This is a genomic window from Paraburkholderia sp. RL17-337-BIB-A (genome assembly GCF_046025895.1).
Classification (GTDB): Bacteria; Pseudomonadota; Gammaproteobacteria; order Burkholderiales; family Burkholderiaceae; genus Paraburkholderia; species Paraburkholderia fungorum_C.
On sequence record NZ_JARESY010000002.1, the window covers coordinates 1,628,310 to 1,652,697 of the forward strand.

Here is a 24,388-nt window from a genome sequence, read left to right on the forward strand (position 1 = left end):
TGCCAGCGAATTGACGCAACCTTTGGGGGAAGTCAAGGCAATTGATACCATCTTGCACATCGATATGTGCGTCTGCGGGAAACGGGCGTCGAACTGGAAGGTCGAGCAAGGTGGTGGCGCGGGAAGAAGCGCCTCCCGCTGCCGCAGCCAAAGAGCAAAGCTCCAGTCCCTCAAGTGCTTGCGACGAATGCGAGCGGGTTGTCCACAACCTTGCGAACAAAATCTGTGGATAAGTTGACTGCCGAGGGCGAGAGAGCTTCCGGGCAATCAAGGTCCTGCTCAACGCTGTCACCTTTTGGGTTGCACTACGGGCTGCCCCCCGACTCAGGTCGCCGGGACCGGCCGTACTATGAGCACAGACTTGCGGCATAGCGATTGGCGAGGCGAACATCGGTGGTGGTGGGGACGGTGCGCGCATCGGTGGTCGTGGCATTGGCGGAAGCGGCGTCGAGATTGTCGCGTACTGACTTGCTGACTTACTGACGCACCCCGACGGACCAAGGCGCCTGCTCTCTCTCAGGCACTTTGCATTTCATCGCCAGGTCGCGGAACGCCTCACTTGCGCTAGACTGGCTTGAGCACTCGCTTTGAAACCTATGCTTTCTACGAGCACCGACTGGCCGCATGACGCTCGAAATTGCCGACAACTGACGAATGGACCTTTGGATTCAACCCTGCGCGCGGTGCGCTGACCTGTACGGCAAGTTGGCGGCTGAACCTCCGCATCAGGACCTCACGCTCAACGGCACCGGCGCGTTGAAAGATGCGCGAGCAGAAGAGCACTACACCTGCGTTCGGTGCCGCGCTGTGTTTGCGCGAATTCTCGCCGGGCCGCCGACGCGACAGATCTGGATGCTACTGAACGCCGGCCAGCATTGACGCAATATCGGCGCACGCTCGGATGGTCTGGCTGGCGGATGCCCTGCGTGAGCGGGAGAAAGGACGACTGGATGTCGGGTTCGGACAAACGTTTCGGCTTATATGTTGCCTGCGGAGCCGACACTAGCAACTCGCGCGTTGTGAAAAACCGCAGGTTATGGAAAATCGGGACGATTCTCACGTTGCCGTAATCGACGGCCGCTCACGAGAGGGTCTGAAGTTCTGTTGAGCGGATGTCGATGAATCATCGTCGATTGCGCGCTGGCGCTGCGACGATGACTAACAGATGGACTGCCTGCTACGCAAAGACAATGGTTACGCGTCCCATTCCGGCGCGAACGGCGGAGTGACGAAGCGGTGGTTCTTCGGCAAGACCGCAATAGCGTGCCGGTCATCATCGTCGAGTTTCACCGCCAGTGCGTCGAGATTGGACTTCTGACTTTCGTGGCGTTGAGCCTTGGGAATGACGGCCACCCCGTCCTGTTCCAGCAGCCACGCAAGCGCAACCTGGGCAGCGGTCACGCCATGCTTGACACCGATTCCATGAAGTACGGGGTCGCTTGCTGCACGGCCTTGTGCAAGCGGCGCATAGGCGACGAGCGGAATGCCTTTCTCGCGCAAGTAGCTCAGCATTTTCGACTGGTCCAGAAACGCGTGGTATTCAATCTGATGGCAGGCGATGGGTGCGCCGATTTCCTCGATGGCTGTTCGCAGCATCGTCACGTTGAAATTGCACACACCGATTGAGCGAACCGTGCCGTTCTGCAGAAAGCCTTGCATTGTCTCCATGACGGCGCCGAGGTCCATGTCACGCGACGGCCAATGCACCATGTACAGGTCGACATAGTCGACACCGAGCTTCCCAAGGCTGGCGTCCAGTGCGCGACGGAGGGACTCCGGCTTGAGGTTCTCGTGCCATACCTTGGTCGTCAGATGCAGTTGCTTCCGCGCAAGACCCGAGGCAGCAATTGCAGCGCCTACAGCTTCCTCGTTCTGATACATCTCGGCAGTGTCGATGTGCCGATATCCGAGTTCCAGTGCGCTCTCGACTACCGGTTGGCAATCTCCACCGGGCATACGGTACGTACCGAATCCGAGGCGCGGCAGTTCAATGCCCTGTGTCTTCAAAGCTTCCATTGATGCTCTCCCAAGCTGGTTCAGGTCTGCAGCGCAAGCCGCCGCAGCGTTCAGGAGGACAATTTCTCATTTTTTGATTGTTGAATAAAGTACGTGCTGTTCAAATCACTCGTGACTAAACTATCTGAATGACACGCGCCTCGGAGAGGGAATGACATTTGATGGTCGGCTGTTTTCTGGCATCACCGTACTCGCCGCAGTCGCGGAGAGTGGCAGTTTCGTGCGCGCAGCAGACGCCCTCGGATTGTCGCCATCGGGCGTTAGCCGCGCTGTTTCACGCCTCGAGAAGCGGGTAGGCGTGCGGCTGCTTGACCGTACGACACGCTCGCAGACGCTGACCGACGAAGGGAGGCGTCTATATGACGCAGTTGGCCCGCATCTGACAGGCATTGAAGAGGCGGCTTCAGCAGCGTCGGGTTCAGCGAACGTCGTGCAGGGAAAGCTTCGTGTTAACGTCGACCCATTCTTTTCAAGGACGGTGCTGGCGTCGGGATTGCCAGCGTTTTTGGCACACCATCCTGACCTTTCGCTCGAACTCATCATGCGCGACGACGTTGGCGACCTCGTGGCAGATGGATTTGACCTCGCCGTGCGCTTTGGACCTCCGCCAATGGGAACACTGATTGCACGCAAGCTCCTCGAGACGCGCATCATTACGGTCGCGTCTCCGCGGTATGTGGCTGAGCACGGGAAGCCAGCAAATCCGGAGGAGGTGAGCAAACATCAGCGAATCATGTTTTATAACCCGGTGACGGCCAAGCCCTTTGAGTGGGAATTCCATCGGGGTAAGAAGGTCGCGGAGATACCCGCAGAGGGGCGACTCCTCGTGTCGGACGTGGAAACCATGCTCGGTGCGTGTATCGCCGGCGCCGGCATCGCCCAGGTGATGGAGATTGGCGTCGAGCAGGTGATGCGCGATGGCTTGCTCGTGGACCTCTTCCCGGACTGGTCGGACGAAAGATTTCCGCTGTACGCACTCTTTCCGTCACGGCGCCATCGAGCTGCGAAAGTTGAGGCATTCATCAATTTTTGCATCGAGTCATTATCGGCAGCGGCACCCGTTAGGCACCGTCAGATAGGCCCCCGGGGGGACCACCGGCAGCGCAGGAGCTAAGGCGAGCACCTCGTGGCGACCATGACAATTGATATCAGCGTAGCGCACGGAGACTGTCTGGCGCGACACTGACCCCTTCGACCAGACGCAGTTGCACGTGTGCCGCGTGTCTCTGCGTGGCCTGTTCATCGGCGTGTTTTCCGCTATGCGCCTGCCGACGGAACCGACGACGGGGTGATGTCGCCGCGTGCGATTCGCAATGTGGTGTTGAGCCCATTCTCAACTGCAGCCTGACGGTCGCCCGATATCAAGTATCCGATGCAGTACGGCGCGCTGCATCCGCAAACATTTCTTGAAAAAGTTGACGTTGCTCGTTTGTTAAACGCATTGCCGCCGGATGCATTGCAAGGACTATGTGAAGCTTGAGGTCGCCCTGTTTTCCCGCCCCGTCGGATAGTCCGAGAGCCGGTAGACGAACGTTACTGCCGTGTTGAGAGTTCGGTGGAATCGTCATGCGCAGTTCACGCCCGAGTATCCTTGCTTCGAAAGTGCCCCCGAGAGTTGCCGTGACAAAGTCGACGTGGATCTCTCCGGTCAGGTTTAGCCCTTCGCGATGGAAATCAGAGCCGCACACCACGACTACAGAGAATATCGCGTCTCCGGCAGGTCCCCCGTTCGGACCCGGATGTCCTCCGCCTGCGACTACCAGTCGCTGACCATCCCAGGCGCCTGGTGACACCTTTACGGTATCCGACTTCCAGAAGTTTTCAATACCTTTGCTTTGACACGTTGGGCACCACTCGCTACTGCCTGTACGGCCCGTACCGGCGCAGCCACCGCAACGTTTGCCGTCGGCAAGTTGACCGACCCCGCCGCAGTCTGAACATTGCTTGACGATGTATTTAGCACTTGCGCCATGACATTGACTGCAGATTTCGGTCGACTCGTACCTGGTCGGGACATCTCCGCCATTCAAAGCCACTTCAAGCGGTACATGCAGTTGGTGGTGTCGGTTCGCTCCGCGCATTGGCGGCCTATCTTTTGAACCATATGCGTCCCATCGCCTGGACGCAGACCACGCCGAATGGTCAGCTTGCCGGGACGAGGATTCTTGTTGCGGGGGCTTTGCATTGCGACCGCTATCATTCGCGGGGGCTCGCGTATCGAGCGGAGATTCGCGTTCGCCAGTTAGAATTTCAAATGCCTCCTGGACTCGCTTGAATACAGGCTCAACCTTTGATTCGCGGCCCTTGTTACGGTCAGGGTGGTACGTTGCTCTTAGGCGTCGATACGCACGTTTTACTTCTGCTGACGAGGCAGTGCTCGGCAAGCCAAGTCGTTTGTAATATTCATCGAGGCGCACGCGCTTTCCCCGCGGTCTATGCAAAACCTCCAGTTTATCAAGTCATCTTTTATAGAGAATGACGACGCGTCTGTAGCCGTCGTTGTTGTCGGATAGCGCAATATGTGTGAGCCACCATGCCTGGGAAGTCGCGCGGATGGCTCGAACATGTCGGCACCGATGGGTCACAAGGGTGCCGTCCGCGAGGGTCGTCACCACAGGCTTCAGAAGCCGACACAGACTTGTCTTCGACAAGCTCAGTCGGGACCGGGTGGTAACATTTGTTGTCATCCTTATCGACCGTTCGCCCGGTATATCGCATGCCAGACAGTTTCGATCAGCTCGCCGCCCTGATCCGGGTGCGCTTCTCAGAACTGAGTCCGCAGTTCCAGATGGGAGCAGGGTTCCTGCTCGATCATCCGGACGAAGTCGCGGTCTCGTCCATGCGCAAAGTGGCCGAGCGGGCGCAGGTGCAACCGGCCTCGCTGGTGCGTCTGTCGCAGCAATTGGGCTTCCCCGGCTGGAACGAATTGCGCAATCTGTTCGTTGCGCGCGTGCGTACGCGGCCCGAGCCGCTCACCAGCCGCGCCCGTTCGCTCGTCAAATCAAAAGATGCGCTGGCCAACGACCTGCTGGTCGCGCAACAACACAATCTCGAAGTCACCGCCTCACATAACGGTCGCGTGATCGTGGAAGCGGCGCGCCTGTTGCGGCGCTCGCCGCATGTACATGTCGCAGGCTTTCGCTCCTGTTATGCGGTGGCGTTCGGTCTTGTCTACGGCTACCGGCTGTTCCGCTCGTCGGTGTCGTTGCTCAACGGCGAGGCTGGCACGCTGGAGATGCAACTGCGCACGGTCGAGCGTGACAGCGCGACCATCGTCATCAGTTTCGCGCCGTATTCGGTCGAAGCGGCGCGCGTGGCCGAAGCCGCTCTGGAAAAGGGCAGCAAGCTGATCGCGATCACGGACAGCGCGGTCTCGCCGATCGCGCTGAATGCCGACAAGGTGCTGATCTTTTCGCACGAAAGCCCGTCGTTTTTTCCTTCGCTGGTGGCGGCCACGGCGATTTCCGAAGCGCTGGTTGCGCATCTGCTCGCGCTGGAAGGGGCGGGTGCCGTCGAACAACTCGGCATCGCCGAACAATCGCTGCATGACAAGGGCGCGTACGTGCCTTGATGTTTGTCGTCTGAGCCGGTTTTTGCTGCGGCGTACGGATGCGCCGTTTGCTTCGTCGTCCATCGTTTTACAACAAATGTTGTTTTTCCATATAAATGCGTACCGATTGTTGATTCGGTGAGCGGCTGTCATCGCCTGCATGCCGGCTGTGCAGACCGGCGCCTGAGCGGCTGTCGCCACCAGAAAGGAACGTAAAGCCAGGTCCAGCGCCACGCCACCGCCGGCGCCGCGGCGCTCGAAGTGCAACGCGTGATTGCCGACGAGCACCGGCTGCCGAACGTGCAGGCGCGCGGCGAGCAACTCCGTGGCCGGCTGCGCGAGCACTATGCGCACATCCGCATATCGGCGACGTCCGCGGGCGAGGCCTCTTTGTCGGCGTTGAACTGGGGCGGGACCGCGCCACCAAGGCGCCATTCGACGCGAAGCTGAAACTGCACGCGGCGATCCGGCGCGAAGCGTTCGCGCGCGGCTTGATGGGGTATCCGATGGGCGGCACGGTCGACGGCAAGATCGGCGATCATGTGCTGCTGGCGCCGCCGTTCATCTGCACCGCGCGCGACATCGACGAGATCGTCAGTCGCCTTGCCGATGCGATCGAAGGCGCGTTGGCCGCCGTCTGAGACCCTTTCCATTCCTGCGAGATTTGCGATGTCCCAGCGTTTGCCTCACTTCGAACTGTCCGATGCCACGCCCGAACAGAAGACCGTGCTCGACGAGATCCTGGCCGGCCCGCGCGGCAATCTGAACGGGCCGTTTCTCGGCTGGATTCATAGCCCGGAGTTGGCGCAGCAGGCGCAGCGCCTCGGCGCGTTTTGCCGCTATCGCACGGGCTTGCCGCTGCGCCTGTCGGAACTCGCGATTCTGCTAACCGCAGCGCGTTGGCGGGCACAGGCCGAGTGGCACATCCATTACCCGATCGCGTTGCAAGCCGGGGTGGCCGAAGCTGACGCCGAGGCGATCCGCCAGGGTTGTCGCCCAGTCTTCGCGGACGCCGATGATGCGTTGATCCATGACTTCGCGAGCGAACTGTATGACACGAAGCGCGTGTCGGATGTGACCTATACAAAGGCGGTTGAGCGCTTCGGTCATCAGGTGGTGATCAATCTGGTGGGCCTGCTCGGCTACTACGCGCTGGTCGCGATGACGCTGAACGCGTTTGACATGCGGGCGGTGGGACAGGAGAGCCTGCCGTTCGCCGAGTAGCAGGCCGCGCTGGTGGTCTCCGGTCGTGCCGGGGGTCTTTGCAAAGACGCCCGGCATCGTCACGACACTGGCACACGGAAGCGCCTATGATGAGGTTCGGTCCAACCCGCGCCTGCAGCGCCGCGCGATACGTCCTGAAGGAAGTCCCCTGAGGGGATTCACAACCGATGCCGATACCGCGAATACCCGGGCTGGACCATTGCGGGCGGCGTCACCAGGTTGTGCGGCGGTTGTGCAGCGGCGCGAAGCAGGGCAAACAAGGAGAGAGCGATGAAGCGCAAGGGATCAGCAGTCTGGCAAGGCGGCCTGCAAGACGGCAAGGGCTCGATTTCCACCGACAGCGGCGTCCTCAAGGACACGCAGTATTCGTTTGCGACACGCTTCGCGGACGGCATCGGCACGAATCCGGAAGAGCTGATTGCCGCAGCGCACGCGGGTTGTTTCTCGATGGCGCTGTCGGCCGAACTGGGTAAGGCGGGCATCACGCCGGAACGCATCGCGACCACGGCAGCTGTCACGCTCGATAAGGACGGCGGCGGTTTCGCGATCACCGCGGTGCATCTCGATGTGGCCGTAAAAATCCCCGGTGGCGACAAGGCCGCGTTCGAAAAGGCCACCGCGGACGCCAAGGCGAACTGTCCGGTTTCCAAGGTGCTGAATGCCACCATCACGATGGACGCGAAGCTCGAAAGCTGAGCGAGCCGTTCATCCACTGCAGACTCATGCAGGGCCGGCTGGCCGGGGTAGCCAGGCCGCCGGCTGTCAGGTCCCATTCAGGCCGCCGATTTGCCGCCTATTTCCCATTTATTGACTACGACGACGAAAAGAAATCGCCAGCGGCAATGGATCAACGCGCGCTTCAAGTGCGCCGCGCCCACGCGACAGAAGCCGCGCCGAGACGGCTCCGGCGCGTAGCCGACGAAATCTCGCCTTGCTTTGTTGAACGGTTAGTCATAATATCCGTCAAATGAAGCAATCAGCCAATTCGAAGCAATCCGCAAAAAAAGCGGGCGAGGTGTGCCCTCGGGGCCGACCGCGCGAGTTCGATACGGACACGGTACTGGCGAGCGCGAGCCAGGTTTTCTGGAATCACGGCTACCACGCCACCTCGATCGACGACCTCTGCAAGGCCACTGGCCTGTTGCGCGGCAGTCTGTACGGCGTATTCGGCGACAAGCACGGCATCATGCTCGCCGCGCTCGATCACTACGCCGAAGGCTCCGTCGCGCGGCTCGCCGAGCGGCTGAACGCGCCGGTGCCGGCGGAAGAGGCGCTGCGCAACGCTTTGCTGCATTACGCACGGGTTGCCTGCGCGCTGACCGGCGAGCGCAGTTGCTTCATCACCAACACCACGCTGGAGATGCAACCCGACGACGAGGAACTGCGCACCCGCGTCGCGGCCATTCAACGTCGCATGGCAACCTTGCTGGCAGCGTCGGTGATTCGCGGGCAGGCGAGCGGCGCCTTCAATTCCGCGCTGGACGAAAAAGCCGTTGGCGATTTCCTGCTGTGCGTGATGCAAGGGCTGCGAGTATTAGGGCGGGTGGCGCATCAGGAAGACGCGCTGATCGGCATCGTGGACGTCGCTATGCGCGCGCTCGTCTAAATTTTTTTTGCCTAATTTTTGAACGGTCAGTCATGAATAGTAAAGCGATCAAGCCCGCTGCAGCGGCATTCGTTGAACCGGCGGCGCGGCCCGCAGCCGGTGGTGCGGGCGCCGCCGTCTGCCCCGGCGTGGGGGCGGTGGCCGCCACTGCGGTTGCCGCCGCCGCTGCCGCCGGCAAGGCTGCGTCCGGCTTCGAGCGCCAGGGCTTGGCGCTCGCCGTGCTGTTCGTGGGCGCCTTCCTTGCGCCGCTCGACTATTTCATCGTCAACCTCGCGTTGCCGTCGATTCACACCGGCCTGAACGCCACCGACGCGCAATTGCAACTGGTGGTGTCCGCCTACGCATCCGCTTACGCCGTGTTGCTGATCACGGGCGGACGCCTTGGCGACCTGTTCGGCCGGCGTCGCATGTTCATGACGGGGATGGCGGCGTTCGTGGTCGCGTCCGCGCTGTGCGGCTTCGCCACCAGCGGCCACATGCTGGTGATCTCGCGGATCGTGCAGGGCATCGCCGCCGCGGTCATGGCGCCGCAAGTGCTCGCGACCATCCGCGCGGTCGTGCCGCTGCATCGGCAGACCAAGGTCATGAGTCTCTATGGTTTCGTGTTCGGGCTTTCGTCGATCGTCGGCCAGCTCGGCGGCGGCGCGCTGATCACCTACCATCCGTTCGGGCTCGACTGGCGCATCATCTTTCTGATCAATATTCCGATCGGCATCGTGGCCTTTATCGGCACCTGGAAGTTCGTGCCGGAAAATCAGCTGGCCACGAGCACCGGCATCGACCTGAAGGGCGTCGCGTTGCTCTCGATGGTGTTGCTGCTCGTCATCTATCCGATGACACATGGCCGCGAAGCCGGCTGGCCAGCATGGACCTTCGTGATGTTCGCGCTTGCCGTGCCCGCGTTCGCGCTATTCGTGGCGGCCGAACGGCGCGTCGAGCGCAGTGGCGGCCATCCGCTGGTGGACCTGCAATTGTTCCGCAATCCGGCTTTTGCGCTGGGCCTTGTGCTCGCGTTCCTGTTCTATTGCAACAGCGCGTTTTTCCTGACCTACGGGATCTTCCTGCAAACCGGTTTGCACTGGACGCCGCTCGCCTCGGGCATGGCCATCATGCCGTTCGCGATCGGCTTCGTGGTCGGGCCGCTGACGTCGCCCGCGGTGGTCAAGCGCATCGGCGGCCATGTGCTGGCGTTGGGCTTCTCGATGATGACGATCGGCTTCACGGTCACCGGCTGGTCGGCGACCCATGCCGCGACGCCCGACCTGCTGTTCTATTGCGGACTGGTGTGCGCGGGCGTCGGTCACGGCCTGCTGCTGCCGTCGATCATGCGCATCGTGCTGCTGGAAGTCGCGCCGGAGAAGGCGGGGCTAGCTTCGGGCGTCGTGTCGTCGACCTTGCAGATCGGTTCGGCGTTCGGCACGGCGGCCATCAGCGGCGCGTTCTTCGGTGTGATTGGCGGCCGCGTGACGCCGGATGCCTATGCGCACGCCTTCCAGTTCAGCCTCGCGATCAACGCGTGTCTGATGTTCGTGTGTATCGGTTTGAGCGTGCTGTTGGTGCGGCATCAACAACTGGCGTTGCGCCGCGCTGCTCAGCCGGTTTGAAAAATAGCGGCCCGAAATCGTTTTCAATGGCTCCTTTTTCAACGGCGGCTCCCGAAAATTATTATGCACTTTAAACAAAACCGGTTTTGGAGATCTGCATTTACCGATGAGTTTTGCGTTCACAGGTAATTCCCCGTTTGCCACTGATTAGAATAAACCCTGATCTGGCTTTGTCAGCGGCAGCGTTAGATATGACAAATACATTGCGCATTTTCTACTTGCGGTTGAGCGTGCTACCGTAATTTTTGCTTGCACGCAGGGGCTGCTGGGCCGGGGATTGGCGCCGTTCTGAGCGGTTTATCTGGATCCACGAGTCGATCGCCCGGCAAGGAAACTTATTCCACCAGCGATGAAAAAGGTATCAATAAAAAGCGCTTGCCGAGGTTAATTTCAATTGTTAATCTTGGCAAACTTTTTAAAGTTTTCCTTCGGCAGTTCAATGTTGCAAAGCACGATGCGAGACTTAATTCCACACAACGGGTTCCGTAGGGGATTGAATATGCTGAGCGCGACCATCGAAGAATTCGACACACCGCCAGCCGCACGTTTCAATGTCGGCGACGTCGTCACATTGAAAGAAGGTGGCTCGCGCATGACCGTGACTTACGCAGGTCCGGTAGCGCTCAATCCTGGCGACTGGCTGATTTGCGAGTGGTTCGACGAACACGGCGAATTGCGCCGCGAGATGTTCGCGCACGATAGCGTGCGGGCCGAGCCACGCTCGATTCCCGCCGGCTCGGTGCTGTGGGGCAGGATGAGCCGCGCGGCGTGATTCTCGGCTCGATTATTTCTCCCCGCGCTCACGCGCCGTTGTACGCCGTTGCACACGCACCAGAAGCGCCGACGAAAACGCCCGCATCCGCATGATTTTCCGCGTCTCTACCACTTCGCCGGCTACGTTCTTCGGCGGGTTCGGTTGCAACGACCAGTAGAGCGCAAGCAGCCAGCCAAAACCCGTCCAGCCGAGGCACGCATTGAAGAGCGCCAGCGTCAGCACGTCATGGCGCTTGCGCCGGTCCGCGAGAATGCTCGGCAGGAAATACAGTGCCAGCGCGAACACCGCGGCGATGGCCTGAAGTACGACAATGCCACTCATAGTCCGGCTCCTCAGGACGCGATCCATACCGCGATTGTCGCGCGATTGTTTTGCTGGCGCAGGTCCGGTGTGAGCGTCGGTTGTGAATAGTCGCTGTGATGGAATGCACGGCAAGGGGTTCAGCCGGTCGCGCATCGGGACTATCATGGACGTTTCGACTGAACAGAACCGCCACGGACCGCCACCATGATCTCCGACGATACGACCCAGCAGACGCAGCGCATCAACCAGGACACGCTACGCGACTTCGTAGACCGCAAATGGAACGACGAGATCGTGCCCGCGCTCACGGACTACATCGCGGTGCCGGCCAAGAGCCCGGCGTTCGATCCGGAGTGGGTCAAGCACGGCTACCTCGAACGCGTGATCACCGACGCGGCGCAATGGGCCGAACAGCAACCCGTGCGCGGCCTGAAACTCGAAGTGATCCGCCTGCCAGGCCGCACGCCGGTGATTTTCTTCGAAACGGCCGCGACCCGCTCGGGCAGCGAAGAAACCATCGTGCTGTACGGCCACCTCGACAAGCAGCCTGAGTTCGACGGCTGGCGCAACGACCTCGGCCCCTGGACGCCGAAGCTCGAAAACGACAAGCTGTACGGCCGCGGCGGGGCCGACGACGGCTACGCGATCTACGCGAGCCTCACGGCGCTGGCCGCGCTGGACGCGCAAGGCGTCGAGCGTCCGCGCTGTGTCGGCCTGATCGAAACCTGCGAGGAATCGGGCAGCTACGATCTGCTGCCGTACGTCGACGCGTTGCGCGAGCGGCTGGGCAAAGTCGGTCTCGTCGTATGTCTGGACTCGGGCGCGGGCAATTACGATCAACTCTGGCTCACCACCTCGCTGCGCGGTCTGGTTGCCGGCGACCTCGAAGTCCAGGTACTCGACGAAGGCATTCACTCGGGCGGTTACGGCGGTATTGCGCCGTCGAGTTTCCGCATCATGCGGCAACTGTTCGACCGTCTCGAAGATTCCGCCAACGGCACGCTGCTGCCAAAGGGGTTCCACGTCCAGATCCCGGCGGAGCGTCTGCGCGAAGCGGAAGCAACCGCCCAGATTCTCGGCGACGACGTCTGGAAGAAGCTGCCGTGGGCCTGCGGCCAGGACGGCCGTCAGGTGCTGCCCACCACCACCGATCCGCAGGAAGCCTTGCTCAACTCGACGTGGCGTCCGTCGCTGTCGGTGACCGGCGCGGCCGGCTTGCCCGCGCTCGCCGACGCCGGCAACGTGCTGCGTCCGCGCACGGGGTTCAAGCTGTCGCTGCGCCTGCCGCCGCTGATCGAAGCGGAAAAGGCCGTCGCCGAGCTGAAAGCGCTGCTCGAATTCGACCCGCCGTACAACGCCAAGGTGACTTTCAAGCCGGACGCCGGCGCGGCGAGCGGCTGGAGCGCGCCCGATCTCGCACCGTGGCTTGCCACGGCGCTCAATGACGCGTCGCGCGCGCATTACGGCGCCGACGTTGCCTACATGGGGCAGGGCGGCACGATCCCGTTGATGAACGTACTGAAGTCGGGCTTCCCGAAGTCGCAGTTCATGGTGTGCGGCGTGCTCGGGCCGAAGTCGAATGCGCACGGGCCCAACGAGTTCCTGCACGTGCCGTACGGCAAGAAGCTGACGGCAGCCGTTGCCCAGGTGATCGCCGCCGCGCCTTGATCCTGTTTGGGTGCCGGGTTGATCGCGCCGTGACCTTTCCAACCACGCCGACACTGTGAATGACCGATAACCCGACTGCTGAACCCACCTCGCTCCGGATTCCGGCCGATCAACTGCACGCCTACGTGCGGGCAATCTGGGAGCAGGCGGGCAGCACGCCGCGCGAAGCCGGGCTGGTTGCGGATCATCTGGTAGCGGCGAATCTGACCGGTCATGATTCGCATGGCGTGGGGATGATCCCGCGCTATGTGGCGTCGTTGGCCGACGCGCAACTGCAACTGAACCTGCACGCGCAGGTTGTGAAGGACGCGGGCGCGGTCCTGACCGTCGAAGGCGCGAGGGGCTTCGGTCAGGTTGTCGCGTTCGAGGCGATGGAGCAGGGCATCGAGCGCGCGCAACGCTTCGGCATCTGCGCCGTCGGTTTGCGCAGCGCGCACCATATCGGGCGCATCGGCCACTGGGCCGAACAATGCGCACGCGCCGGCCTCGTCTCCTTCCATTTCGTCAATGTGGCGGGCGACCCGCTCGTCGCGCCATTTGGCGGCGCGGACCGCCGCATCGGCACGAATCCGTTTTGCGCGGCGTATCCGCGGCCCGGCAAGCCGCCGCTCGTGCTCGACTTCGCGACCAGCACGGTGGCTTACGGCAAAGCGCGCGTCGCCTATAACCAGGGCAAGCATTTGCCGCCCGGCGCGCTGATCGATCACGAGGGCGCTCCGACTCTCGACCCCAAAGTCATGCTCGAAGCGCCGTTCGGCTCGTTGACGCCGTTCGGTGGTCACAAGGGTTTTGGGCTCGCGGCAATGTGCGAGATTTTCGCCGGTGCGCTCTCAGGTGGCTTCACCACGCACAAGGACACGCTCGGCACGACCAACGCGATCATCAACTGCATGCTCTCGGTGATCGTCGACCCGGCCGCGTTCGATGCCCCCGACGCGCAAGCCGAGGCCGATGCGTTCATCGACTGGGTGAAGGCTTCACCGCTCGCGGCCGGCGCAGACCGCATCTATGAGCCAGGCGAACCAGAGCGGGTGATGCGCGCGCAACGCGAGGCTGAGGGCGTTCCCGTCGATCCGGCTACGTGGGCGCAGATCCGCGCGGCGGCATTAGTTGTCGGCATGAGCGCGGAGCAGGCTGAGCGATGGTCCGCGAAGCTGCAATAGCATTCATTGCTTGCAAATAGCGGGTGCTTTGCCGCGCCTGCATTTAATTATTCAAATTGAATATTCCGTCTGTTGTCCCACAAATAAAAAAACAATCATCTACAAGCTATATTTCGATTGCATTTCCTGGTCGAAGACCATTCTTCTCTTTCAAATCCGGCAAGAAATTCCAGCTTTGTTCGCGCGCCAACTTATTGCGGCAACGTATTCCTTTTGCGGGTTAATTTCGCCCATCTCCGGTGTGCAACCGTTTGCGCTGCCGGCATCTTTCGGTGCCCGATTCTCCTCCTCGCAGAACACCGTCTGACGGGGCTTCACGCGTGTGTTGCATTCATCTGTTGGTTACCCCGCTCCCAACCTATTCCGGTCTGCTTTAGGCTCGCATTGCAATGCCAGTGATTAACCCTAAAAGGACCGATCAAAATGAACTTGCATAATCACCACGCCTGCCGCCCGTTTCTCGAAGCCGGCAATTTGTCGCAAGTCTCCGCTTACTATGAAGAAGGCCGAAACATCATGTGGATGATGCTGCGGGCGCAGCCGCGTCCCTGTTTCAATCTCGATCTGGTGCACGACATTCTGAGCCTCGCGCAGGCAGCACGAGACTCGGGCTTGCCGATCGACTTCTGGGTGACCGGCTCGTTGATCCCGACCATGTTCAACGTCGGGGGCGACCTCGATTTCTTCGCCGAGACGATCCGCGCCGGGAAGCGCCAGGCGCTGATGGCGTACGCGCGCGCCTGCGTCGATTGTGTGCATGGCGCGGCCCGCGGCTTCGATACGGGGGCAATTTCGATCGCGATGGTGGAGGGCACGGCGCTGGGCGGCGGCTTCGAGGCGGCGCTCGCGCATCATTTCCTGCTGGCGCAGAACGACGCGCGCATGGGGTTTCCGGAGATCGCGTTCAACCTGTTCCCGGGCATGGGCGGTTATTCACTGGTCGCGCGCAAGGCGGGCATGCGTCTGGCCGAGGAATTGATCGGCGTGGGGGAGTCGCATACGGCTGAATGGCACTTCGGCAAGGGACTGGTTGACCAGCTGTTCGAACCGGGCGACGCCTATATGGCGACGCGCACCTTTATCGACACGCTCCGGCCGAAGATGAACGGCATCCGCGCGATGCTGCGCGCGCGTCAGCGCGTGCTCCAGCTTTCGCGTGCCGAATTGATGGAAATTACCGAGGATTGGGTGGACGCGGCCTTCACGATCGAGGAAAAGGACCTCGCCTTCATGGAGCGGCTGGTGATGCTGCAAAACCGCCGGACTTCGAACCTGCGCCAGGCGGGGGCCAGCGCGGCCAATTTCGCCTGAATCGAGCTGGCTCGCGACGATCTCTCGGGCGCGAGCGGCGCTTCCCCCTGGAAGACTTCCTTCGGGGCGCCCCCCAAGGGGACTTCCTTCGGAGCGCCCCCAGTGCGACTTCCTTCGGGACGCGCGGAAGCTCAGGCAATCAGTCTGAGCTTCTGTCTATCCTGCAACCAGCGTTCGAATTCCGCGGCCGGCATGGCCTGACCGTACAGGAAGCCCTGCACGTACTCGACGCCCAGTCCCTTCATGAACAGCTCTTCCGATTCGGTTTCGATACCTTCGGCGACCACCTTGAAATCCAGTTCCTGCGCGACCGCCACCATCGAGCGCACCAAGGCTTGCGCTTTGGTGTCGGCATTGATCGAACGGACGAAACTGCGGTCGAGCTTGATGACGTCGAGCGGAATCCGGCCCAATTGGGAGAGCGACGAGTAGCCGGTGCCGAAGTCGTCCAGATGAACCTGAGCGCCGAGCTGGCGGAATTGCTTGATCAGATCGATCGCAGCCGCTTCGTCCTCGATCAGGCAACTCTCGGTGAGTTCCAGGTCGATCAGACACGGATCGAGATTCGCGCGCTGCAGCGCTTCGCTGAAATGCCGCACCACGGCGGTATCGACCAGTTGCCGAGCCGATACGTTGATCGCGATGCGCAGGTTGTAACCGTCCGCCTTCCATTTGGCCGCTTGCCTCGCAGCCGTTTCCATGACCCAGCGGCCGAGCACGCCGATCAGCCCGGATTCTTCGGCATAAGGGATGAATTCGGCCGGCATGATCTGGCCGCGCTCCGGCGAATTCCAGCGGACCAGCGCCTCCGCGCCCTGCACGGCACCGGTGGCGAGCACGAGCTTGGGTTGATAGTGCAGGGTCAGTTGACCCTCTTCGAGGCCGCGCCGCAGGTTGGTATCGAGCCACATGTACTCGGCGACCTTGCGGTTCATGCCGGGCGAGAACACGCGATAGGTGCACTTGCCTTCATCTTTGGCAACGTACATTGCCGTGTCCGCGGAACGGATCACCGATTCGAGGCTGTCGCCGTGTTCCGGATAGAGCGCAATGCCAATCGAGCAGCCGGTGTAGACCTCGACGAGCCCCAGGCTGAACGGTGTGCGCAGACGTTCGAGAATGCGCTGCGCGGTGGCTTCGAGATCGTGAGCGGTGCCCTTGGCGGCGAGCACGATGAATTCGTCGCCGCCAAGGCGCGCGAGCGCGTCGTCTTCGTTCAGACAGGTACGGATGGCCGCCGACACATCGCGGATCAGCCGGTCGCCGAACACATGGCCGTAGTGGTCGTTGACCTTCTTGAAGTTGTCGAGATCGAGGAACAGCACGCCGACCGATTCGCCCGGGCCGGCTTCTTCGATCGCAGTACGGATCTTGTCCTGGATCGCGTTGCGATTGGCAAGGCCGGTGAGCGAATCGGTGTTCGCCAGTTCGGTAAGCCTTTCCTGCGCGAGCCGCTCTTCGGTAATGTCAGTGCCCGAGCAGATCAGAAATTGCTCTTCGACGCCGCTGCCGCTGTGAACGAACTTGTTGCGAAACAGGAAGAGCCGCTCGCCATGGATGGTTTTGACGCGCCGCTCGACTTCGTACGAGACGCCGCGATTGAAAAACCCCGTGATGTTCTGGCTCGACGCCGCACCGGATTCGGTGGTCATGAACAGCGCCCACACATTGCGGCCGACGATGTCTTCTTCCTTGACGCCGGTGAGTTCTTCGGCGAGACGGTTGAAGCGCTGTATACGGCCGTGCCTGTCGACGATGACCACGACCGAATTGACTTCGGAGACAACCTGTTCGGCAAACGAAAGACCGTGGACCAGATCGCGCGCGACGGATTCGGTGTCGTCATAAGCCGAGGCGGTGCCGGCCCACGTATTGCTGGCGAGTTTTTTACCGACGAGGTGCAGGCGCAGGGGGTCGCCGAACAGCCGCACGTCGAGGATGAGGTGCGAGGTGACGCCGGTCAGGCAACGGATTTGCGAAGCCTGTTGGGGATTCAGAGGAATGGCGACATTGGCGGGCACGTCGCCGGTGACAGGCGTGAGTTCCAGTGCGTTGCTGTCGTTCGACAGACGCCAGCAAGGGCTGCTTGTGCCGAACTGCGCAAAAAGCACCTGATCGTGTTGGTCGTCGTTCATGAGATCCCCGGGGCGTGTGTGCCGATGAGTCCGTCGTGAAGGCGGGATGGCGGCAAACAGTCTTCATCATACTTAAAAGACTGGCCCCATTGTAGCTAAGCGGCTGGCGTTCGGGCCTATTAACATTAACGGAAATGTAAGCCTTCTTCTTTAAGGCTTTTTTGTTGGGGAATCCGTGCAGACGCGTTGCATGCCAGTTTGTTTCGCCCTGCCGAGAGCCGGCCGGCGGCTTCCTTCAATACACGCACAGGCGTGCTTTTTTTGCGCTTGCTGGGGAGCGGCACGCTTTGTCGCTGTGCTGAGGTCGAGGGACGGCACAGTGGTCTTGTAGAGTTGGAAGCGCTTTCAGTCTGCAATGTCGGCGCTTCCGTCTTGCAGCGTGTTGTTAAGTCGGATGTTTCGTTTGATGTTATGTCGCCACGCCAAGCGTGCCGTCGAGGTTAATGTTCTGCGCGCGTACCGTGTAGTCGTTGCTGGTCCATGCAAACGCGCCATAGCCTGTCGTGCCGACTGCTCCAACAGCGTTGTCTGTAGTGTGAGTGGCGGAAGACTTGAGATCCACAACCGGGTTCTGCCAGACCGGCGCGCCGCCCGGATCCAGCATGGACACACGAAGCGGTTGCGGTAAAAAGGCCGCTTGCGGCGGTTGTTGTATCCACGCGGCCATTACGCCGCCCGCCACGGGCAACATGGCTACCGGCGACATGAGGGCAAGGGGCTCATACGCTGCGAGTGCAATGCCGGCCTCGCCCCACAGCAGCGCGCCGGTACTATCGACGCATTGCGCGCGCACGCCGGACATGCCGGCGGAATTGGCATTCCACGCGATATAAAGCCTCCCGCTGAGTGGATCTAAACCGAAGCTCGCAGCCGAAGCGTCGGCCCCATTCCCCGAGACCAGCACGCCGTTCGGCGCGTACGATGTCTGGCCAGTTGGATTCACGCGTTGTGCGAAGATTCGTTGAGTCGTATTGTTGGCGAGCGGATAACCAAACACGGCCCCGCCGGCTCCGTCAGAGATCAGCGTTGGCACTTCGCCCATCGGTAATGTCACGGCGGTGGCCGCGCTGCTGTCGACCACCGTGACTGGCGTGCCGCCCCAAAGATTGGCGCCGTCGCCGGCCGCAAGCTTCTGTGCGAACACGCTGTCGTAAGTACCGCTCATCTTGTTGATAACCTGAATAAAGGCGTAGATGACGGAGCCGTCATCGGATGCCACGATGTTCGTGGGTGTGAGCCCCGCATCTGGCGTATCGCGTGCCACATTCGTGGACCACAACTGATTGCCTGCCGAATCGAGCTTCGTTATGCGGATCAGGTCTTCCTGTTCGAGTTTCCCCCAGATAAACGCCGCCCCTCCATCGCTTGTCCCGCAACAGAGCACGACAGAGATGTCCTCGTCCGGCTGCGACAGCGTGATACCGGTTGAGCCCCACAACAATTCACCCGCGGGCGAAATCTTGAATGCAAGTACCCGACCACCCGGTGCATGAAGCGCGGCAATGCTCGAGTCGATGCCGACAATCGCGTTGCCATCGGAATCGATGCTCAAGCCATAGCCGATGGTGCTGTGGATGTCGCGCTGATAGATCAGCTTGCCGTTGGCCTCCCACAGTGCGTTGCCACTTACGTCGAGGCGCTGGAGGTATAACGAGTACCCGTTGGCGCTGTCGAGCCAACTGACATAGAAGCCGCCGTCGGGAATAGGACAGATCGATGTCGCGGCGACATCTCCGGTTGATTGCGACAGAATGAGATTGTTCGATGCATCACTGGACCACATTTTCTGCTCCCTTTGAGTGCGCTGGCGCGTCGCGTCCTCGCCAGCCGCGCGGACTGCGATAAAAGATGGGTTACCGGTTTGGCGAGCAGCTCATCGAAACGGCCAGCAACGTTATTTCTGACGTCGCATTGATTTGCTACCCGGAGAGGAGTCTCTCAGAAAGGGGAATTATTTGGCATCCTTAATATGTGTTACGCGGCGTGACAAATCGGCGCACGACTCGTCAATAGCGCCGCGCGAGTCGCATTCTGGCCTGTGTCTTTGCCTCTGCGCCTGTGTCGGTGTCGGCACCAAGCGCAGGCAGAAAATCAAATTTTCCTGCCACCAGTGTGGCGACGAGGATACCGTCGCGAAACAGCAGGCGGTTGCCGGCCACCGCCGGTACCTTGTCACCGGTCAGCAAGGTGCCGGCGAGATTGAGCGGATCGGTTGCCGCTACGCACACCCAGACACCGTCGTTCACATGCCGGCGCACTTCCCGCAGCAAGGGGATCGCCTCGGGCAACGCAAATTGTTCCCCTGCGAGCCCATTGACGAAGCGCCCGCCACGAACCTGGCCCCGCGCCTCGAGTCGCTGAAAGACCCGCAGCAGATCGCGCCATGGCGGCAGCCATTCGGCTTCGCGTTCGAGTAGACGCCAGAACACGACACCGTAGCGGCGTAGCAGCGTCATCGCAATGTGTTCGAGTATCTCCGGGGCGAGCGGCGCACGCCGTCCATTGACGGCTAACGCGGGCCGGCCGCCGTTTTCGCTGCCATTGTCTTCGCCGTTGCCGCGTTCGGGTCCTGCTTTCGCCGGCCGTTTGATGAGCGCCCAGCGCCCTGCGTCGTCCATGCCTCCGATCAATGCACTCGACCTGACGCGCCGGCTACTCGAATACGCACTGCGTTTGGCGACCGGCTTCAACAACGCCCGCAAGCCGGCGAAGCTGTCGGAATTCACGAGGCCCGCCGCAACCAGTTCGCCCAGCGCACTCTCCAGTTCCATCCGCAAGCCGCCGACCTCAGTCAGCAATTCGTCGAAGAACATCGCGCCATGTTGCGCTAACGTGTCATGGACGCTTTGTGCGCGAGCCGATAGCTCCGGTTGTTTCGACAAGTCGAGCAGCGCGCGCCATACGCGCACCTGAGCACGCGGCAAAAGCACGATCGGCGTGCTGCGCACCGGTCCGGCGGCACCGCGTGCCCGCTCGGTCAGACGGGTCCAGACGATCTTGCCGGCGCGGCATAGTTCGTCTAGCGAAACGTTCGCGTACGCCTTCACGCGCGCCGGCAGAATATCTTCTTCCCATGCGCCCGCCGCAGCCTGAAAACCCTCCATTTGCTCGAGTACGGCGGCCAACGCGTCGCGTCCCTCGCTGCGGGTGTCCAGTGTCAAATGTTGCCACTCGAACAGAAAACGCATGAAGTCGTGCCGTTCCACCGGCTCGATCTCGCGTCGCAAGCGTTTCACTGTGTAACGATGAATCCGCGCCAGCAAATGACGCTCGCACCATTCTTCCTCGGTTGCGCCCGGCGAGAAGCGGCCGCGCATCACGTAGCCTTCCGCTTCGAGACACGCCAGCGCGTGTTCGACCGATGCCGCGGGCAAATTCAGCGCCTCTGCGATCACGCGCACCGGCAGCGGGCCGAAGCCGGTCAGCCGGGCGCGCAGCACGTCGAGCAGGGCGTCGTCGGCGCTCCAGCTGTCGGTATAGCCTTTCGGCGCGCTCAGCGGCGGTTCGAACGGGGCGTCGGGGTAGAGCGCCTGGAAACAGGTCAGGCGCTCGGCGGGCAGCCACAGCGCGTCGTCGGCGGCGATCCGCAGAAGCGTTGCGCGGCCGGATTCGGCGAGCGACCCGAGCCATGCCGGCCAGCCTTCGTTATGACGCGCTTCGGCCTCGGTGATGCAGGCAAGGCCCGTGAGCGCTTCGTGCATCTCATCGGCGGTGCGTGCCTGCGGCCATGCTTCGTCGCGCACGCTGTCGATCGCGTCGGCATCGAGCGCGCCCAGGTCGTCGGCGCTGGACGGATCGGTCCAGCGGCGATTCAGCACGGCTTGTGTGCGGCGCTCTTCGATCGGCGCGTCGTCGAGGTAGGCGTAGGGCTTGGCGTTGAGGATTTCGGCGGCAAGCGGCGAGGGCGCCGGCAGGTCGCGGGCGATCAGTTGCACGTCGCCCTGTTCGATACGACGCAGCAACGCAATCCAGCTGTCGCTGTCCATCGCTTCGTGCAGGCAGTCGTCGACGGTTTGGTCCACTAACGGATGATGCGGCAGTTCGCGCTCGCCGACGACGTTCTCCAGACACGCGGCCTGCTCGGGAAACACGCTCGTCAGCAGGTCTTCGCTGCGCATGCGCTGCAATTGCGGCGGAGTCTTGCGGCCGCCGGTGTAACGCGGCAGGCCGAGCGCGGTGGTCGCGTTCCAGCGCCAGCGCACGCCGAATAGCGGCGCGTCGAGCAGCGCCTGGATCAGCAGATGTTCGGCGCTGTTCGAATGCAGGTAACGCCATACTTCGTCGAGCACGAACGAATGGCTGCCGGTCAGCGACAACACGATCGCGTCTTCCGTCGCGGCGGCTTGCAGTTCGAAGTTGAAGGTCCGGCAAAAACGCTTGCGCAACGCGAGGCCCCATGCGCGGTTCACGCGGCTGCCGAACGGCGCATGGATCACGAGCTGCGTGCCGCCGGATTCGTCGAAGAAACGCTCCATCACGAGCGTGTTTTGCGACGGCAGTACGCTCAGTGCGGCGCGTGCGCGGGCGAGATAGTCGACGATCTGGCGGGCGGCGGCTTCGTCCAGACGCAGGGTGTCGATGAGCCAGTCGATTGCGCGTTCGAGGCGCGCGGGCATGAGATCGGTGTCGGTGTCGATGTCGGAGCCGGAGTCGGTATCGGCCAGCTTCCCATCGAGCAGGCGCCCAATCTGCTCACGCAAACGCGCCACGCCGAACGATAGTTCATCGCTGCGCCCCGGTGCCTCGCCGAGCCAGAACGGGATATTCGGCGGCTGCCCCTGCGCGTCCTCGACCCGCACGCGGCCGCTCTCGATGCGTAGAATCCGGTACGACGCATTGCCGAGTTGAAATACATCGCCGGCCAGACTCTCGACGGCGAAATCCTCGTTGACGGTGCCGATATTGATCGCCTGCGGTTCGAGCACCACCGCGTAGTCGGCGTTCTCGGGAATCGTGCCGCCTGAAGTGACGGCAACGAGTTTGCCGCCGCGCCGACCGCGCAAGGTGCCGCTCACCACGTCGCGATGAATATAGGCGCCACGCGGACCGTTGCGGCTCGTATAGCCTTCGGCGAGCATGCGCAGCACACTGTCGTATTGCTCGCGTTTCAGATCGGCGTAGGGTGCCGCGCGCCGCATCATCTCGAACAGCGCTTCTTCGTTCCACTCGGCGCTCGATACTTCAGCGACGATCTGTTGGGCGAGCACATCGAGCGGCGCGCGCGGAATCCGTAACGCGTCGAGTTCGCCCCGCCGCACGCAATCGAGCAGCGCCGCGCATTCGATCAGATCGTCGCGCGAAGCCGGAAACAGCCGGCCCTTCGGCATGCCGCCGACGTGGTGGCCCGAGCGCCCCACCCGTTGCAGGAACGGCGCGATCGCGCGCGGCGAACCCATCTGGCAGACCAGATCGACGTCGCCGATATCGATGCCCAGTTCCAGCGAGGCAGTGGCGATCAGCACGCGCAACTCGCCGCGTTTCAGGCGCTGTTCGGCGTCGAAACGGTGTTCCTTGGCGAGACTGCCGTGATGCGCGGCGACCGCTTCCTTGCCGAGTCGTTCGGTCAGATGGCGCGCGGCGCGCTCCGCCATGCGGCGCGTGTTGACGAAAATCAGCGTGGTGCGATGCATCGCGACCAACTCGGCGAGGCGGTCATAGACGCGCTCCCACACCTCGTTGGGCATGACCGCTTCGAGCGGCACCGGCGGAATCTCCAGCGCGAGATCGCGCTCGCGGATGTGACCCACGTCGATGATCGCGCAGTCCGCGGGAACGCCGCTATCGATGCTCACGCCGCCGACCAGAAAGCGTGCGACCGCGCCGACGGGCTTTTGCGTGGCGGAGAGGCCGATACGTGGCAGGCGTCGCTGACACAGCGCGTCGAGCCGTTCGAGGCTGAGCGCCAGATGACTGCCGCGCTTGCTCCCGGCGAGCGCATGAATTTCATCGACGATCACCGTGCGCACCGTCGACAGCATGCGGCGGCCGGAGTCCGAACCGAGCAGCACGTACAGCGATTCCGGCGTGGTGACGAGAATATGCGGCGCGCGCTTTTTTAGCGCGTTGCGCTCCTGCTGCGAGGTGTCGCCGGTGCGCACGGCGGTGCGGATGTCGAGCGGCGGCAGGCCGCGCGCATCGAGTTCGGCGGCGATGCCTTGCAAGGGCATCTGCAGGTTGAGGCGGATGTCGTTGGAGAGCGCTTTCAGCGGCGAGACGTAGACCACGAGGGTTTCGTCGGGCAACGCGCCGCCGTTGGCGAGGCCTTGCTGGACCAGATCGTCGAGTGCGGAAAGAAACGCCGTGAGGGTTTTGCCCGAACCGGTGGGCGCGGCGACGAGGGTTGAGCGCCCGCTGCGAATCTGCGGCCAGGCGGCAGCCTGGGCGTCGGTGGGAGCGGGGAAGGTCTTCAGGAACCAGCCGGACACCGCGGGATGAAAGTCGCGCAGCGCGTTGGCCGTGAGGGAGCCCGAAGCGGGGCTCAAAGTGGGGCTCAAAGCGGCATTGGGAGGCGCCGGCAATGCCGGATCGAAAGCCGGGGAATCAGGATGCGCCCCCAAGGCGGTGGCGGATGTCGAGGCCGAAGTCATGCTTGCATAGGTGGGGACGCGTCGAGCGATATCCAGACTACCAGACCCAACGCACCCCCGCATCGCCCGTCACCGTTCTCTGGTGCGCACCGCCGAGGTTCGTCACCCAGCCGAGCGTCGCGAACACGCTGCCCGACCTGCTGAATTTACCGACCACGCCCGCACCGAGTTGCGCCGCGGTTTGTTCGACTACACCATACGAGCGGAATGGTCCGACTTATACGCGTCTTACGCAAACGTTCCAAATGGGCACGGTGCATCTTACGAATATGTTATGGATCGCCGACGCTTTGCGGAGAGCCGCATGGCGCCTTGCTCTTAGGCGGGAATGGTAATTTTCACGGGCCGGTAAATTGCTACGCGCGCGATCGGAATCGAAAGGAGTTTGAAGCATTCGTTAGGTCGCTCACGCAGACTTGAGTGGTGCCCTGCTGGATCTCGCCAGG

The 24,388-nt window shown here is 62.0% G+C and carries 16 protein-coding genes and 1 pseudogene; 11 read left to right on the forward strand and 6 right to left on the reverse strand.

What is annotated here, in order from left to right; genetic code table 11:
- Window positions 1–1,194: 1,194 nt before the first annotated feature.
- Window positions 1,195–2,016 (reverse strand): aldo/keto reductase, encoded by an 822-nt coding sequence (locus P0D84_RS28200; RefSeq protein ID WP_408342017.1) that lies wholly within the window; start codon window positions 2,014–2,016, stop codon window positions 1,195–1,197.
- A gap of 151 nt (window positions 2,017–2,167) precedes the next feature.
- On the opposite strand from P0D84_RS28200, the gene P0D84_RS28205 reads away from it, so the two are divergent.
- Entirely contained in the window at window positions 2,168–3,130 is a 963-nt protein-coding gene (locus P0D84_RS28205; RefSeq protein ID WP_408342019.1) for a LysR family transcriptional regulator, read from the forward strand.
- A 247-nt stretch (window positions 3,131–3,377) separates the two neighbouring features.
- Here P0D84_RS28205 and P0D84_RS28210 read toward each other — a convergent pair whose 3' ends face one another.
- Window positions 3,378–4,433 carry a DnaJ C-terminal domain-containing protein gene (locus P0D84_RS28210; protein WP_408342021.1) on the reverse strand — a complete coding sequence of 352 codons (1,056 nt, stop codon included), beginning with the start codon at window positions 4,431–4,433 and terminating at the stop codon, window positions 3,378–3,380.
- A 299-nt stretch (window positions 4,434–4,732) separates the two neighbouring features.
- Between P0D84_RS28210 and P0D84_RS28215 the strand changes: the two genes are divergently transcribed.
- The 7 genes and pseudogenes from P0D84_RS28215 to P0D84_RS28245 all read left to right on the forward strand — a co-directional run bounded on the left by P0D84_RS28215 (window position 4,733) and on the right by P0D84_RS28245 (window position 10,772).
- Complete coding sequence (locus tag P0D84_RS28215) at window positions 4,733–5,587, forward strand: MurR/RpiR family transcriptional regulator (protein ID WP_408342023.1); 855 nt, start codon at window positions 4,733–4,735, stop codon at window positions 5,585–5,587.
- A 210-nt stretch (window positions 5,588–5,797) separates the two neighbouring features.
- Window positions 5,798–6,207 (forward strand): annotated as a pseudogene (locus P0D84_RS28220) (aminotransferase class III-fold pyridoxal phosphate-dependent enzyme); the annotation flags it as partial.
- A gap of 28 nt (window positions 6,208–6,235) precedes the next feature.
- Complete coding sequence (locus tag P0D84_RS28225) at window positions 6,236–6,790, forward strand: carboxymuconolactone decarboxylase family protein (RefSeq protein WP_408342025.1); 555 nt, start codon at window positions 6,236–6,238, stop codon at window positions 6,788–6,790.
- 270 nt (window positions 6,791–7,060) lie between these two features.
- Entirely contained in the window at window positions 7,061–7,486 is a 426-nt protein-coding gene (locus P0D84_RS28230; RefSeq protein WP_323046594.1) for an OsmC family protein, read from the forward strand.
- A 271-nt stretch (window positions 7,487–7,757) separates the two neighbouring features.
- Entirely contained in the window at window positions 7,758–8,396 is a 639-nt protein-coding gene (locus tag P0D84_RS28235; protein ID WP_408342028.1) for a TetR/AcrR family transcriptional regulator, read from the forward strand.
- Window positions 8,397–8,428: 32 nt separating this feature from the next.
- Window positions 8,429–10,000, forward strand: a complete 1,572-nt coding sequence (locus tag P0D84_RS28240) for an MFS transporter (protein ID WP_408342030.1) — start codon at window positions 8,429–8,431, stop codon at window positions 9,998–10,000.
- A gap of 499 nt (window positions 10,001–10,499) precedes the next feature.
- Window positions 10,500–10,772 (forward strand): YodC family protein, encoded by a 273-nt coding sequence (locus P0D84_RS28245; RefSeq protein WP_408342032.1) that lies wholly within the window; start codon window positions 10,500–10,502, stop codon window positions 10,770–10,772.
- A 12-nt stretch (window positions 10,773–10,784) separates the two neighbouring features.
- Here P0D84_RS28245 and P0D84_RS28250 read toward each other — a convergent pair whose 3' ends face one another.
- Window positions 10,785–11,096 (reverse strand): superinfection immunity protein, encoded by a 312-nt coding sequence (locus tag P0D84_RS28250; RefSeq protein WP_408342034.1) that lies wholly within the window; start codon window positions 11,094–11,096, stop codon window positions 10,785–10,787.
- A gap of 186 nt (window positions 11,097–11,282) precedes the next feature.
- Between P0D84_RS28250 and P0D84_RS28255 the strand changes: the two genes are divergently transcribed.
- The 3 genes from P0D84_RS28255 (at window position 11,283) to P0D84_RS28265 (ending at window position 15,220) form a co-directional block, all read left to right on the forward strand.
- Complete coding sequence (locus tag P0D84_RS28255) at window positions 11,283–12,746, forward strand: M20 family metallopeptidase (RefSeq protein WP_408342036.1); 1,464 nt, start codon at window positions 11,283–11,285, stop codon at window positions 12,744–12,746.
- Window positions 12,747–12,805: 59 nt separating this feature from the next.
- A complete protein-coding gene (locus tag P0D84_RS28260) occupies window positions 12,806–13,909 on the forward strand; it encodes a malate/lactate/ureidoglycolate dehydrogenase (protein WP_408342038.1) in 1,104 nt (367 codons plus the stop codon).
- 423 nt (window positions 13,910–14,332) lie between these two features.
- On the forward strand, window positions 14,333–15,220 hold the full coding sequence (locus P0D84_RS28265; protein WP_408342040.1) for a crotonase/enoyl-CoA hydratase family protein: 888 nt from the start codon (window positions 14,333–14,335) through the stop codon (window positions 15,218–15,220).
- A 131-nt stretch (window positions 15,221–15,351) separates the two neighbouring features.
- Here the strand turns inward: P0D84_RS28265 and pdeR are convergent, their stop codons facing one another.
- The 3 genes from pdeR to P0D84_RS28280 form a co-directional block, all read right to left on the reverse strand.
- Window positions 15,352–17,355, reverse strand: coding sequence for a cyclic di-GMP phosphodiesterase (gene pdeR, locus P0D84_RS28270; protein ID WP_408342042.1), 2,004 nt, complete (start codon window positions 17,353–17,355; stop codon window positions 15,352–15,354).
- Window positions 17,356–17,764: 409 nt separating this feature from the next.
- Entirely contained in the window at window positions 17,765–19,138 is a 1,374-nt protein-coding gene (locus P0D84_RS28275) for a hypothetical protein (protein WP_408342044.1), read from the reverse strand.
- Between the two features lie 223 nt (window positions 19,139–19,361).
- On the reverse strand, window positions 19,362–23,942 hold the full coding sequence (locus P0D84_RS28280) for a DEAD/DEAH box helicase (RefSeq protein WP_408342046.1): 4,581 nt from the start codon (window positions 23,940–23,942) through the stop codon (window positions 19,362–19,364).
- Between the last annotated feature and the right edge of the window lie 446 nt (window positions 23,943–24,388).